Here is a 14412-nt window from a genome sequence, read left to right as displayed (position 1 = left end):
CCGAGGGGACTCGGGAGGGCCCGATGGGACGTGACGTGCCGGCCCTGGTGTTCACGCGGGAGGACCGCCGACGGTACCGGGACAAGATGCACACCTGCCTCGACGTTCTCGCGCAGATGCTGCGCGAGTCCGGCTTCGAGAGCGAGCGGCCGCAGGTCGGGCTGGAGATCGAGCTCAACCTGGTGGGCGCGGACGGGCTCCCGGTGATGCGGAACACCGAGGTGCTCCAGGCGATCGCCGACCCCGCCTGGTCGAGCGAGCTGGGCCGCTTCAATCTGGAGATCAACATCCCGCCCCGCCGTCTCCTCTCCGGCGGCCCCGGCTCCTGGGAGCAGGAGATCCGCGACGCCCTCAACCACGCCGAGGAACGAGCCTCCGCGGTTGGCGCGCATCTGATCATGGTGGGCATCCTGCCGACGCTGGGCGAGACGGACGTCGGCGAGACCGCGCTGTCCGGCGATCCGCGCTACCGGCTGCTCAACGAGCAGATCTTCGCGGCGCGCGGCGAGGATCTGCACATCAAGGTGGACGGCGTGGACCGGCTCGCCCTGTACGCCGACGCCATCACCCCCGAGGCCGCCTGCACCAGCACGCAGTTCCATCTCCAGGTCGCGCCCAGGGAGTTCGCGGACTACTGGAACGCGGCACAGGCCGTCGCGGGCGTGCAGATCGCCCTCGCGGCCAACTCGCCGTACCTCTTCGGCAGGGAGCTGTGGCGCGAGACCCGCATCCCCCTCTTCGAGCAGGCCACCGACACCCGTCCCCAGGAGATCAAGGCACAGGGCGTACGGCCCCGGGTGTGGTTCGGAGAGCGGTGGATCACCAGCGTCTTCGACCTGTTCGAGGAGAACGTGCGCTATTTCCCCGCGCTCCTGCCGATCTGCGACGACGAGGACCCGCAGGAGGCACTGGACGGCGGCGGGGTTCCTGAGCTCGGTGAACTGACCCTGCACAACGGCACGATCTACCGCTGGAACCGCCCGATCTACGCCGTCACCGACAGCGGCCCGCACCTGCGCATCGAGAACCGGGTGCTGCCCGCCGGGCCCACGGTGGCCGACATCATCGCCAACGGCGCCTTCTACTACGGCCTGACGCGCGCCCTCGTCGACGAGGACCGGCCGGTGTGGACGCGGATGTCCTTCTCGGTCGCCGAGGAGAACCTGCACACCGCCGCCCGTGACGGCATCGACGCCCGCCTGTACTGGCCGGGGGTGGGCGAAGTGCCGGTCACGGAACTGGTGTTGCGGCGGCTGCTGCCCCTCGCCCACCGGGGCCTGGAGCTGGCCGGGATGGACACGGAATGGCGTGAGCCGCTGCTCGGCGTCATCGAGCAGCGGTGCGTCACGGCCCGCAACGGCGCCCTGTGGCAGGCGGAGACGGTCCACCACCTGGAGAAGGCGGGCTGTGACCGCCAGGAGGCGCTGCGGCGGATGACGATGACGTACATGGACTACATGCACCTCAACGCGCCCGCGCACACCTGGCCCGTGGACTGATCACCGCCACTTCGCCGGAGGCGTCAGCGGCACCGGTGCGGGCCGCTCCACCGACGTCGACAGCTCGATCCGCCGCCCCTCGGCCGACGAACGGAGCAGGGCGGTCATCGTCTCCAGTACGTGCAAAGCGAGTTCACCGCTCGCGCGCGGTGCCCGTTGTCCGTCGGCGGCGGCGAAGTCGACCAGTCCCACACCCCGGGTGGCGCCGACGTAGCCCGCGGACGGCGGGAGGGTGCGCCACCCCTTCTCGCCCTCGCCGAGTGCGAGGAGCCGTACCTCGCCGTCGAAGTTGTTCGGGTCCGGGACCGTGAGGGTGCCGCTCTCGCCGTGGACCTCGATCGGCGCGGCCGTGGTGGCGACACCGTCGAAGCTCGTCGTGAGCGTCGTGAGGGCCCCGCCCTCGTGTTCGAGGACCCCGGAGACATGGCTGTCCACCTCGACCGGGATCCGCTCGCCCGCGCGCGGTCCTGACCCGATGACCCGCTCGCTGCGGAGCCGGCTGGACGCCCCGATGACGGCACGCACCGGACCCAGCAGATGCACCAGGGAGGAGAGGTAGTACGGCCCCATGTCCAGCAGGGGGCCGCCACCGGCCGTGTAGTAGAAGTCCGGTTGGGGATGCCAGCGTTCGTGGCCCGGGGTGACCATGACGGCCGACGCGAACAGCGGTCGGCCGACGGCTCCGGCCTCCACCGCGGCCCGTGCCGTCTGGACGCCGGTGCCCAGGACCGTGTCCGGCGCACATCCCACGCCGACCGCCGCCTTCGCCGCGGCCTCCAGGACGGTGCGGGCGTCCGTGAGTTCGGCGGCCAGCGGTTTCTCGCCGTAGACGTGCTTGCCGTGGGCGATGGCACCCAGGGCGATCTCGGCGTGCGCCGCGGGGACGGTGAGGTTCAGCACCGTGTCGACCTCGGGGCTGCTCAGCAGCTCTCCGACGGACAGCGCCTGTACGCCGGGCAGTTCGGCGGCGACGGCGGCCGACCGGGAGGCGTCCAGGTCGGCGACCGCGGTGACCCGCACGACCGAGTGGCCGGCGAGCGTGTCCAGGTAGGCGCGGGAGATGACGCCGAGCCCTACGACACCGATGCGGTGCGCGTCGCCCACAGCATGCCCCTCTCTATGACGGTACGGACGTTCGGGTTCTCCAGGACGTCGAGGCTGTGCCCCGGTGTCGTCACCACGACACGCCCGGCGCCCCACTGACGGGTCCAGACCGCCGGTGAGGTGACCGGGCGGTGCCAGGGCTGCCACGGCCGGGCGGGATGGGTGGTGGTGGCGAGGACGTCGATCAGGTCGTCGTGGAGCACCCAGTACTGCTCGGTGTGCAGCTCGAAGTCCTCGATGCCCGCAGTGACGGGGTGTTCGCGGCCGAGATCGGTGAGATGGACGGTGTGGGACAGGAAGTTGTCCTCCTCGCCGCCCCGCCGCTCGCACGGCTCCTTGCCCGGATGGGTCGCGAACTGGCCGCCCACCAGGTGGAGATAGTCGGAGGCGGCACGGAACGAGTCGGCGATTCCGCCGTGCCAGCCGGTGAGACCGGTGCCGGCCTCGACGGCAGCGCTCAGTCCCGACATCTGCTCGGCGGTGATCTCCGACATGGTCACGCACTGCACGACGAGATCGGTGGCGGCCATCGCGGCGCTGTCGGCGTAGACATCGGTCGACTCCTCGATCCGGACGTCGTAGCCGTTGCTCTCCAGGAAGGGCAGGAACAGCTCCGTGGCCTTCACCGGCTGGTGTCCTTCCCAACCGCCTCGGACCACCAGGGCTTTCTTACGCGTCATCTTGTTCCTTCGTGAGACAGGAAAGGGCTCCTGGGGAGTTCCCCCGGACAGCCCCGAGGAAATCCACCTTGCGGCGGACGGAATCTCGACAACTCCGCTATTGGTATGGACCTGTCAAGCGGGAAGGGCTAGTCTCTGCCGGGCCACACCACTGAGAGCGCTCTCAGAGAACTCTGCTGTTCCACCCCCACCTCGTTGGAACGACGAAGGGCAATCTCCATGAGACGCAGAATCATGCGCGCGGGCCTGGCCGTGCTGCTCCTGCTCGGCGCCGGCGCGACCGCGAGCACGGTCCCGGCCACCGCCGACGAGAAGCAGCCCGCCTCCGCCGGACTCCTCACGGCGATGCAGCGGGACTTCCACCTCACGAAGACCGAAGCCGAGGCGCGGCTCGCCGCAGAGCAGCGGGCCACGGCTCTGGAGCCCAAGGTCCGCCGGACAGCGGGCACTTCGTACGGCGGTTCCTGGTTCGACGCCGCCAAGGGCACGCTGACCGTCGCCGTCACCCCCGACACCTCCGCCGCCACCCTTCGCGAGATACGCGCCACCGGCGCCACGGTCCGTACCGTCACCCACAGCGCCCGCGAACTCTCCGCCACCCAGGCCCGGCTCGACGCACTCCCCGCACCGCACGCCGTCAGCAGCTGGCACGCCGACCCGAAGGCCGGCGCGGTGGTGGTGAACATCGTCAGCGGCCGACAGCGTGACAACGATGTCCGGGCGTTCCTCGCCCGCGCCCGGGAGACAGGTCCCGTCACCGTGCGCGAGGTGGCCACCGCACCGACCACCTTCGCCGCCGGAACCGTCGGCGGCGACCCCTACTACACCGGCAACGTCCGCTGCTCCATCGGCTTCTCGGTCTACGGCGGCTTCGTGACCGCCGGCCACTGCGACCAGCACACCGGCAGCGTCTACGGCTGGGACCGGAGCTACGTCGGCAACTTCCAGGGTTCGTCGTTCCCGGACAACGACTACGCCTGGGTCAACGTCGGCAGCGGCTGGTGGACCGTGCCGGTCGTGCTCGGCTGGGGCACCGTCTCCGACCAGCTCGTGCGCGGCTCGAACGTGGCGCCCGTCGGCTCCTCGATCTGCCGCTCGGGCTCGACCACCCACTGGCATTGCGGCACGGTCCTCGCCATGAACGAGACCGTCAACTACAGCCAGGGCGCGGTGCACCAGATGACCAAGACCAGCGTCTGCGCCGAACCCGGTGACTCCGGCGGCTCGTTCATCAGCGGCGACCAGGCCCAGGGCGTCACCTCCGGCGGCTGGGGCAACTGCTCCAGCGGCGGCGAGACCTGGTTCCAGCCCGTCAACGAGATCCTCAACCGGTACGGCCTGACCCTGCACACCGCCTGATCGCCGGTGTGGGCCCGGTCTTCCCGGCCTTGAGGCCGGGCCCACACGGGCGATGCCGGTGCGCCCCGCTCAGGTGACGTCGGCCACCGAGAAGACCCCCGGGCCGGTGACCCCGTACAGCACGTTGCCCACCAGCAAGGGCGGGACCGAACTCGGCGACAGTTCCTCGAAGGAGCGGCCCGCCGTGTCGAAGGACCGGGCGGTACGGCCGATCTCCTTGCCGGTCCTCGGGTCCAGGGCCAGGATGCTGGTGTCCGGCATCGTGACGTACAACCGGCCCGCGTGGAAGGCCGGTTCGCTGAAGACGCGCAGGTCGCGCGAGCTGGACCACAGCGGCTTGCCCTGCTTCACGTCGAGCGCGAGCAGGGTCTCGTTGCCGTAGTCGAAGATGTACATGGTGTCGCCCTGCACCAGCGGCGGCGCCTCGGGCTCGACGCTCCAGGGGAAGTCGATCCGGCGGGTCTTCCCGCTGTCGAGATCCTGGACGAAGAAGGCGGCGGACACACCGGAGTCGTCCTCCCAGCGCGCGTAGTACGCGGTGCCGTCATGGACCGTCGCCAGCCACAGGTCACCCTTCGGCGCGTCGACGCTGCCCAGCGTCCTGCCGGTGCGCGCGTCGAGGCGGGCGATGCCGCCCTCGCCGCCGCGCAGATCGGCGTAGAGCGTGTCCTTCGGGCCGTCGTAGAAGGGGCTCGGCGAGGTGGCGGTCACCGCGCGCCGCCACAACTCCCTGCCCGTGCGCGGCTCGTAGGCGGCGTAGCGTGCCGTGTCGGAGGAGTCGAGCTGGTCCAGGCGGACGAGAAGCACTCCGCCCAGGTACTCGAACTCGCCGAGCGGCCCCTTGAGTCGCCACAGCCGTTCGCCGGTCTTTCCGTCGTAGGCGTCGACGCCCTGCGAGCGGTCCGCGCTGTACACGAACACCACTCCGTCACGGATGACGGGCTCGCGCACCGAGAAGCCGCTGACCTGCTTGCGGCTCATGGGCCTCGTCCACTCGACGCTGCCCGTCGCCGGGTTCAGCCGCATCAGGGCGACCTCCTCGGACGCGCAGAAGACGCCCAGCGCGTCCGGAGCGCACGACGGGCCGACGCCCATGGGCTGGTCCTTGCCGTCCGACCCCAACGCGTTGTGCCAGGGGCGCCAGCCCGCCGGCGCCGTAGCGCCGGGTGTCGTCCGCGGAGCGAGCGCGTCGTACTCGTCGACCGTGCTCGCCGGCTCGTCGTCCACCACGGCGACCGCGGCGGCCCCTGCCCCGCCGAGGAGTGCCACGGCGGCGACGGCGGCCCACAGTCTCCTGCCGCGGCGCCCGCGCCGGACCGGCCCGGCGTCGCCGAGCGGCGAGGTCACCATGTCGGCCGACAGGATCCGCCGGGCCGGGGACGGGCCTTCGGCCGGTCTCCCCTCGGGCAGTTCCTCCGGGAGTCCCGTCAGCCTCTCCAGGACCTCGCTCGACGTCGGCCGGTCCGCGGGTTCCTTCGCCAGACAGCGCGCGACCAACGGGCGCAGCTGCGCCGGGAGTTCCCCCAGCCGCGGCTCGCCGTGCACGGTGTTGTACGCGGCCAGATAGGCGTTCTCCGCCTCGAAGGGGCTGTGCCCGGTGGCCGCGTACACGAGCACCGCGCCCAGCGAGAAGACGTCCACCGCTGAACCGACCTCGTGCGGGCGGCTGAACTGCTCCGGCGCCATGAACGGCGGCGAGCCCATCACCATGCCGGTCTGGGTGCGGACGTCGCTGTCGGCCGCGCGCGAGATACCGAAGTCGATGACGCGTACGGCCCCGTCGTCGCCCTCGCTCTCCAGCAGCAGCACATTGCTCGGCTTGAGGTCCCGGTGCACGACCTCCGCGCGATGGATCTCCCGCAGTGCTTCGGCGAGTTCGGTGCCGAGGCGGCGCAGCGCCGGCCAGTCCAGCGGACCCGACCCGTCGACCAGCTCCGCGAGGGTACGGCCCGGGACGAACGCGGTGGCCATCCACGGCCGTGCCGCCTCCGGGTCCGCGTCCACGACCGGCGCCGTGAACGCGCCGCTGACCCGGCGCGCGGCGGCGATCTCCTGCCGGAACCTGGCCCGGAACTCGGGGTTGTCGGCGTACCGCGTGTGAACGACCTTCACGGCGACGGCCCGTCCCGAGGCCGACCGGCCGAGATAGACGACGCCCATGCCGCCGGTCCCGATCCGCGATTCGATCCGGTAGCCGCCCACCGACTCCGGATCGTTCTCGCGCAGGGTCACCGTGTCTCCTTCACCGCTTCTGGCCAGGACGGCTGCGGCCCCAACTCTTCTGACAGGAACCCCTCACTCTAGAGGGGCGCCGGCCTGCGGGGGACGCCGATCCCGGCCTTGCCGTTTCGGCCGAACCCGGCGACATCAGGGTTCTCAGAGAGAACGCAAGGGGTCAATCCCGGCACCTGCCCCTATCCTGAGGAGGCATGAAGGGGGCTCGGGGCGGGAGTGCGTTCGGTGAAGTACCGGAATCCGAGGGGTCGTTCGGTCCGCTTGTCGTCGCCGGACCGCCGATGTATCTGAGGGCCGCGCATGTCGACCTTCCCGCGGAGAACCCCGACCCGACCGTGCTGCCCACCATCACGCTGCTGGGGCGCGGCTGGGGACCCGGCAGCGACCCCGGGGAACTGCCGCTGCGTCCCGGACAGTTGCTCGCGGGCCAGTACCGGCTGATCCGGCCGCTCGGCTACGGCGGCATGGGCGAGGTCTATCTCGCGCTCGACACCAAGGTCGACAACCGCGAGGTCGCCATCAAGATGCTGCACCCCGATCAGGCGGCGGCCGCGGCGGGCGCGCTGGCCCGGGAACGGCGGGCCCTCGTCGACCTCGGCCACGACGACATCATCCGCGTCTTCAACTACGGCCATCACCCCGAGGTCGGCGACTTCCTCGTCCTCCAGTACGTGGACGGGCTCACGCTGGAGGAGGTGCGGGCGCGGGCGAAGCTGAACCCGGGGGAGTTCGGCGACCACCGCTTCCACGAGTTCGTGCTCGCCTACGGTGTGCGGATCCTGTCCGCCCTCGCCTATCTGCACGCCGACCGGCCCGGCAAGGTCTACGGCGACCTGAAGCCGGACAACGTCATGCACGACGGCACCACGACGAAGATCATCGACGTGGGCAGCGTACGTCCGGCCGGGGCTCCGGGGATGACCACGACCGGCTTCAGCGCCCCGACCGTGGGCCCGAACGGCGAGTCCAGGCAACAGGACGACCTCTTCAGCCTGGGCGAAACGCTGCGCCGCCTGAGCGGACTCGGCACGTCGGCGGAGGACTTGGGGCGGCTGGGGGATCTTGGGACGTTGGGAGCGGTGGCGGGGGAGGGTGCCGGAGGGGGGACGGGGGAGGGCGTAGGAAGGGCGACGGGGGCGGATGCCGGAACGGCTGCTGCTGAGGTGGCACTGACCGGCGGGCGTGCCCTGTCCGCCGCCGAACGGGCGCGTTTCGTCGAGGATGCATTGGCCACGGGCGAGGCGCCGACCGTTCGGAAGGGTCTGGCCGGCGGGGAGGGGCCGGGTGGCGAGGGGGTGCCGGGTGTCGCTGGGACGCCGGGTGTCGCTGGGACCCCGGGCGTGGCTGAGCCACCGGGGGCCGAGGGGGCGTCGGGGGGTGAGGGGGTGTCCGGCATCGAGGCGGTGTCGGGTGTCGCTGGGGCCTCGGGCGTGGCTGACTCGCCAGGGACTGACGGGGTGTTGGGCGGCCAGCCCGTTTCGGGCATCGAGGAGGTGCCGGGGGTCGGCGAGACGTCGGGTGGTGGGGCGGCGCCGGGTGTCGCCCGGGGGTCAGATGGCGGAGATGCGCCGGGTGCCGCTCAGGGACCGGCCGCCGGGGAGGCGCGGCGCGGCGGTGAGCCGTCGGGCGTGGCCCGCACACCGGACCTCACTGCGCCGCGGTCACGTCACGATCCGAGCCCTCCAGACGCCGTCCAGACGTCAGACGCCGAAGACGCACCGGACGTCGGCCATGTCACGGGCTCCGGGGAGGCACGTGCCGACGCGGAGGAGCCGATGCCCCGAGTTCTGTCGGTCGCCGGCGAAGCGCCCGCCAAGGAACCCTGGGTGCCCGGCGACGCCACCGCGCCCGTTCCCCGTGGGCTCGGTCTCCTCTCGCTCGCCCGTGTCCTGCACCGCGCCACGCTGAGCGAGCCCGCGGGACGGTTCGCCGACGCACGGGAGATGGAGCAGCAACTGCGCGGTGTGTTCCGTGAGTTGCGATCGCTGCGTACCGGTGCCGAGACCTTCGAGCCCTCGCCGCTCTTCCTCCAGTCGCCCTACGCCCTCGACGGCGCCCTCGGCTCCGCGCCGCCCCTCGCCCACTGGACCGCCCCGGACGCGCCGTCCCCGTTCGCCCCGCCCTCGGCCGCCGAGGTCGCCCAGCGTTTGCCCGTCCCGCTCCCCGACCCCCACGACGAGCATTACGCCGAGCTGAGCAGACTCGCCGACGCCGCCCCGGAGGCCCTGCTCCAGCACATCGGTGACTGGCGCGACTCCACGGAGGTCCATCTCCTGCGCTGTCGGCTCCGGTTGCGCAACCCGGCCGACGGACCGGAAGCCGCCGCACGGGAACTGCGGGCGGCCGAGGCGCGGATCGGCCCCCGACGCGCCCCGTACGACTGGCGGTTGGACTGGCACCACGGGCTCCTCGCTCTCGCCCGCGACCAAGTCCACGTGGCCTGGCGGCACTTCGACCAGGTCTACGCGGCGATCCCGGGCGAGTACGCCCCCAAGCTGGCTCTCGGACACTGCGCGGAACGCCTCGGACGCCGGCACGAGGCCCTGACCTTCTACGAGGCGGTCCGGCTGCGCAACCCGTCCCTGGGCAGCGCGGCTTTCGGCGCCGCACGGGCCCGGCTCGCGCTGGACGGCGAAAGGGCGCGCGAGGAGGCCGTACGCGAACTGGACGCCGTACCACAGCACTCGCGGCACCGGACCGCCGCGCGTACCGCGGCCGTGCGGATCGGCATCGAGTACGTGCGCAGGGCCGGGCACGACGACGAGGTGCCGCAGCGGTTGCGCGAGGTGGTGGAGCGTCTCGCTCTGCTCTTCCACGCGCACGGCCTGACCGACGAGGAGGCCAGGGTCCGGATGACCGTGGAGGTCTGGGAGGCCGTACAGGGCGCCCTCGCCCGCGGCGCCCTCGACGGGGCAGGCCTCGCGGCCCTGTCCGCCGGCGCGGACCCCCGGCTCGGCCTCCCATCCGACGAACACGGTCTGCGGGCGGACCTGTCCCGCCGTTATGTCACCCTCGCCCACCAGGCCGCCCGCTCCGCCGCCCCCGAGGACGCGGCCGTGGCCGAAATCCTCCTGGACCGCGCGTACGAGGTCCGCCCGCTCGCCTTCCGACACCACAGGGACAGCCCATGGCTCGGCAAGAGAGTCGCCGACTGGCTCCGGACGGTCGCTTACGCGCCGTCACACAGGACACCCTCCGCCTCACGCGGGCAGTCGCCGCCGTAACCGCCGAACTCGGCCGCCGTATCCACCGCTACGCCTGGCCCGCCGGCGGGGGACACCGAAACCGCGGCTATCTGCGGGACCGGCTCGTCGCGCTGCCGTTGCTCGCCGCGGTGGCCTTCGGGGCGCTCGGCTGGGCCTACGCGGGTGTGCGCGGCGACTCCGCGTACATCCGGGAACGCGCGGCGCCCGCGCTGGTCGACCTCGCGGACGCCCGGGTTTCGCTGCTCATCGCGCAGAGCGAGGCCGAGCGCAACCTCGCCGAGGGACGGGCGGCCGAGCTCAGCGGGCTCAGCGAGCGGTACCGGACCCGGATCGCCCGTGCCACCCAGAGCCTGAACCAGGTGACCCGCAGCGGAGCCCTCACCGTCGCCGAGGAACAGAAGCTCCGGGTCGTGTCCGCGCTGGTCGTCGACTACACCGGCTGGATCGGCCGGGCCCAGGGCCACACCGCCGACCCGGTCCTGCGCGACGCCGAACTCACCTACGCGCGCAGCATGCTCTGCTCGCAGTCCGTAGCCGCGACCAGCAAGAACCCCTATCCGGACTGCCCGGCCGCGACCGGCTCCGCCGCGACCTCGATCATCGACCGGGTGACCGGCCTGGAGGGGCGGCTGCGCGCACGGCTCGCCGACCGGGCGGCCTGGGGCGCGGACACGATCGCCGCTGCGGTGATCGCCGCGCTCGCCTTCGCCCTGCTCGCCACCGGGCTGTGGCGGACGGTGTCCTTCCTGCGCCGCCGCTTCCGGATCCGGCTGAGCATCCCGCTCGCTGCCGCCGCCCTGCCGTTGCTCGCCGTACCGTTCCTGACGGTCGACGCCCTGCTCGCCCTGGACGCCCAGCACGCGACCGTCCCCGTCGCGGACGCGCTGGCGAAGCGGACCTCGCCCAGGACGGAGACGGTCGCCGAGGAAAGGCCCTTCGCAGGACCGGAACCGCAGGCCATCGAGACACTCGGGGCCAGGCTGGACGCGGGCCTGGCGGACGGGCGGCTGGCCCTCCTCGACGGCATCGCCCCGTTCGTCTTCCCCACGGGCCTGGCCGGCGCGGCCGTGATCGCCGGCACGCTGCACGCCTACCGCCGTGAATACCTCGTCGTCACCCGGCCGGGAGCCGTCGCATGAGCCGTGTCCTGCGCGTCCTCCTCCGCGTCCCCCTCCGTGTCCTCCTCGTGGCCTGTCTGCTCGCCCTCGTCCCCGGCTGCGTGTCGGACACCCGCGACCCGCTGGTCGTGCTCGGCCCCTGGACCGGCGAGGAGGGCAGGGCCTTCGAAGCCGTCCTCGACGCGCTGGACGACGGGACCGGACGGACGTACACCTACGAGGGCACCCGTTCACTGCGCGAGACGCTCGTCTCACAACTGGAGGCCGACGACCCGCCGGACGTGGCGGTCCTCAACAGCATCGGCGAACTCACCGAGTACGCCCGCCGGGACAAGCTGAAGCCGCTCGCCGCGGAGACCGCCCAGCGTGCCTACGCGCCCTGGGTGCCGGCTCTGATCGTGGACAACAAGCTGCGCCCGTACTGGGTGCCGCTGAAGGCCGACCTCAAAAGCCTGGTGTGGAGCAAACGGGACGCGCCCGGCGACCAGCCCACCTGGTGCGTGGGGCTCGCCTCCCAGGCGACCTCCGGCTGGCCCGGCACCGACTGGATCGAGGATCTCGTGCTCCACCAGGCGGGCCCCACTCTCTACAACGAGTGGGCCAGGGGGCGCCTCGACTGGCGGGACCCGGCCGTCGAGCGCGCCTGGACCACCTGGGCGAAGCTGCTCGGCAAGCGCTCCCGGGGGTCGGTGGAACAGTCCCTGACCACGTCGTTCGAGGGCGTGCCGGGAGCCGACGGGAAACCCCGTGGCCTGCTGGACTCACCCGGATTCTCCTGCACGCACGAGCACCAGAGTGCCTTCATCCGGTACGTGTACACGGGCGACGACGTGAAGGTGGAGCCGTCGGCCCGATACCTGGACGGACAGCCCGCATATCAGGACGTCTTCGAGGTCGCGGGCGACATGGCCGCCGTCTTCAGCGACGACCCGGACGCTCAGCAACTGGTGGAGCGGCTGTCGAGCCCGGCCGGGCGAAAGCTCTGGTGGGCGGAGGCGGATGCCGCGGTACGGCCGCTGTTCCCGGACACGGCCGGGTTGTCGCGGCCGACCTCCGCGACGCCGGTCGAGCGGAAGATCGACTCCCTGCTCACCTCCGGCGCCCGGGTCCTCTGCTTCGACGCCTCCGACGTGATGCCGCCCGAGCTCCGGGACGCCTTCCACCGAGCGGTCCTGGAGTTCTTCCGTGACCCGACCCAGCGGCAACTCGACTCGCTGCTCCAGAAGTTGGAGACCGTGCGCGTCCAGGTGAACAGGGACTCCGGCACCGACCGCACCTTCCGGCCACCGCAGCACATCTGCGAGTGAGTGTTCCGCACCGGCCCGGCCCCGTCCGCGTCGTGGCGGAGTACCTGGCCGACGGCCCGGCCTGACATGGTGGTGTCATGTGCTGGAGTGCGACAGCGGATCTCGTGGCGGGCGCGGCCATCACGTCCGTCGGGGCGGCCTGTGTGATCCGGACCCGCCGTGCCACGGACCTGCCCCTCGCCGCGCTGCCCCTGCTGCTCGGCGCCCACCAACTGGTCGAGGCCCGGATCTGGCACACGGGCGGCGGGACCGGGGCAGCCGCCGTCGCCTGGGCCGTCATCGCCCTGCCGGTGCTCGCCGTGTGGGTGCCGGTGGGCGTGTGGTGCGCCGCCTCACACCGAGCCGGACGCCGGGTGGTGGCGCTCGTGGCGGTGGGCGCGCTGACCGCCGCCTTCCTCGGCCACGGTCTCGCCACCCGCCCCGTCCGGGCCGAGATCCGCGGCCACACCATGGCGTACGTCATCGGACTGCCCAGGGCGGAACTGCTCGTCGCCGGCTACCTGATCGCCACGGTCGGCGCGCTGCTGCTCTCCGGCGATCGTCGGCTCACCGGGTTCGGCGTGCTGGCCGGGGCGGGCGCCCTGGTGTGCTGGCTGCTGTGGCGGCTGGAGTTCGTGTCGACCTGGTGCGCGCTGGCGGCGGTCTGCTCGGTGGTCCTGTACGGATGGGTGCGCGGGCGTCCGGCCCCGAGGCCGGCTCTCCCGGCGGACGCCCACCGTCCGTAGACGTGCCCGTCGTCGCGCCGCCCGCAGGGAGCGTCCCTCCAACTGCGCCGCACGTGAGGGACGTTCAACCGGACGGCCGCCCCGAGCTCTCCCGTACCACCAGTTCCTGCGCGCAGGCTCCGCCAACGGGGCCGGTACGCCCTCGGCAGCGGCATGCCACGCTCGGCCATGATCTGCCGTACAAGGGAATGTCCGAGGAACGCGGTCCTGCCGGCCGTACGGCATCCGGTACCGCGCATGTGCCACGGCCCGCCGGGCGAGGGGGACGACTCGCAGCGGCCGCCCTTCCGCCGCCCGGCCGGTTCGAAAGCGTGTCTGCCCAAGATCACCGCGCGGTCGCCAGGAGCTGTCCGTGATCGTCGTCAGGGGGTGGGGATGCCCGCGGGGCGGGCCGGGCGGCCGAGGCGGACCGGGACGCCGGGGGAGTACAGGACGCTGACCGGGGCTTCGGTCGGGGCGGGCAGGCCGGCCGCGGTGAGGAGGTCCTGTTCGCAGGTCAGCAGCTCGGCGCGGTGCAGGGGCCAGCGCGGATGGTGGTTGGGCAGGTAGGCCAGCGACCCGGGGCCGCCGAAGAAGGCGTTGTGCATGCCCCAACGGGCGGTCAGGAAGTGCTCCAGGCCGGTCGGCTCCCCGATGCGTTCGCCGGTCCGTACCGTGATCAGGCTGCGGGCGCCGCGCGGGCCGGGCCAGCGGCGGGAGCTGGTGTAGGTGACGGTGTCGCCGGCCGTGCGGACACTCATCCGCGACCAGAGATACGGCAGCCGGAAGCCGACGCGTCCCATCACCACCGGGACCAGCCGGGAGGCGTCCATCGAGCGGAACACCACGCCACGCCGTCCGTGCGCGTCCACCGAGTACAGACGGACGTTGGTTTCCGGGAAGCTCCCGAGATACGGCACCCCCGGCAGCCCCAGCCAGCCCACCCGGTGCATCCGGAACGCGACCAGTCCGACGTAGGTGAGGCCGTCGTGAGTGTCCGGGACCGTGCCGCGTGGCAGCAGCCCCGCCACGGCCGCCGGCTCGACGGCCCAGTGGACGAAGGTGAGGTCGAGCCACTGCTGGGTGAGGAGCGGGGCCCGTACGGGGGCGGGGGCGTCCGGGGTGACGGGAGTGGGGTTCGGCACGTGGTCCAGGGTGGCAGAGACCGGTCGTGTCCGGTGCGGCGGTGGTGTGCCGGGG

General features: G+C 72.3%; 10 protein-coding genes. 6 read left to right on the top strand and 4 right to left on the bottom strand.

Going from position 1 to position 14412, the window contains the following annotated elements; translation table 11 throughout:
* Positions 1 to 23 precede the first annotated feature (23 nt).
* Positions 24 to 1499, top strand: coding sequence for a glutamate--cysteine ligase (locus ABZT02_RS01715; RefSeq protein ID WP_356013132.1), 1476 nt, complete (start codon positions 24 to 26; stop codon positions 1497 to 1499).
* On the opposite strand, the gene ABZT02_RS01710 is transcribed toward ABZT02_RS01715, so the two are convergent.
* Both ABZT02_RS01710 and ABZT02_RS01705 read right to left on the bottom strand, forming a co-directional pair.
* Positions 1500 to 2603 carry a Gfo/Idh/MocA family oxidoreductase gene (locus tag ABZT02_RS01710; RefSeq protein ID WP_356013130.1) on the bottom strand — a complete coding sequence of 368 codons (1104 nt, stop codon included), beginning with the start codon at positions 2601 to 2603 and terminating at the stop codon, positions 1500 to 1502. It lies immediately after the preceding gene.
* Positions 2573 to 3283 carry a ThuA domain-containing protein gene (locus ABZT02_RS01705; protein WP_356013128.1) on the bottom strand — a complete coding sequence of 237 codons (711 nt, stop codon included), beginning with the start codon at positions 3281 to 3283 and terminating at the stop codon, positions 2573 to 2575. Before ABZT02_RS01705 ends, ABZT02_RS01710 begins: the two co-directional genes overlap by 31 nt.
* A 219-nt stretch (positions 3284 to 3502) precedes the next feature.
* On the opposite strand from ABZT02_RS01705, the gene ABZT02_RS01700 reads away from it, so the two are divergent.
* Entirely contained in the window at positions 3503 to 4642 is a 1140-nt protein-coding gene (locus tag ABZT02_RS01700; protein ID WP_356013126.1) for a S1 family peptidase, read from the top strand.
* A gap of 69 nt (positions 4643 to 4711) precedes the next feature.
* On the opposite strand, the gene ABZT02_RS01695 is transcribed toward ABZT02_RS01700, so the two are convergent.
* The gene (locus ABZT02_RS01695) at positions 4712 to 6874 is read right to left on the bottom strand and encodes a serine/threonine-protein kinase (RefSeq protein ID WP_356013124.1); all 2163 of its coding nucleotides are present in this window, start codon (positions 6872 to 6874) and stop codon (positions 4712 to 4714) included.
* Positions 6875 to 7158: 284 nt separating this feature from the next.
* Between ABZT02_RS01695 and ABZT02_RS01690 the strand changes: the two genes are divergently transcribed.
* The 4 genes from ABZT02_RS01690 (at position 7159) to ABZT02_RS01675 (ending at position 13233) form a co-directional block, all read left to right on the top strand.
* Positions 7159 to 10101, top strand: a complete 2943-nt coding sequence (locus ABZT02_RS01690) for a tetratricopeptide repeat protein (protein ID WP_356013672.1) — start codon at positions 7159 to 7161, stop codon at positions 10099 to 10101.
* Positions 10005 to 11222, top strand: a complete 1218-nt coding sequence (locus ABZT02_RS01685; protein WP_356013122.1) for a hypothetical protein — start codon at positions 10005 to 10007, stop codon at positions 11220 to 11222. Before ABZT02_RS01690 ends, ABZT02_RS01685 begins: the two co-directional genes overlap by 97 nt.
* Complete coding sequence (locus ABZT02_RS01680) at positions 11219 to 12508, top strand: alpha-glucoside ABC transporter substrate-binding protein (RefSeq protein WP_356013120.1); 1290 nt, start codon at positions 11219 to 11221, stop codon at positions 12506 to 12508. Before ABZT02_RS01685 ends, ABZT02_RS01680 begins: the two co-directional genes overlap by 4 nt.
* 77 nt (positions 12509 to 12585) lie before the next feature.
* A complete protein-coding gene (locus ABZT02_RS01675) occupies positions 12586 to 13233 on the top strand; it encodes a DUF6629 family protein (RefSeq protein WP_356013117.1) in 648 nt (215 codons plus the stop codon).
* A gap of 362 nt (positions 13234 to 13595) precedes the next feature.
* Here ABZT02_RS01675 and ABZT02_RS01670 read toward each other — a convergent pair whose 3' ends face one another.
* Positions 13596 to 14357: a DUF2071 domain-containing protein gene (locus ABZT02_RS01670; protein ID WP_356013115.1), complete on the bottom strand. Its 762-nt coding sequence runs from the start codon at positions 14355 to 14357 to the stop codon at positions 13596 to 13598.
* Positions 14358 to 14412: the final 55 nt, after the last annotated feature.

The sequence above is a fragment of the Streptomyces sp. NPDC005402 genome (genome assembly GCF_040606575.1).
GTDB lineage: Bacteria > Actinomycetota > Actinomycetes > Streptomycetales > Streptomycetaceae > Streptomyces.
The sequence above is the reverse complement of the archived record's forward strand: the minus strand, read 5'-3'. Positions and strand labels throughout refer to the sequence as shown.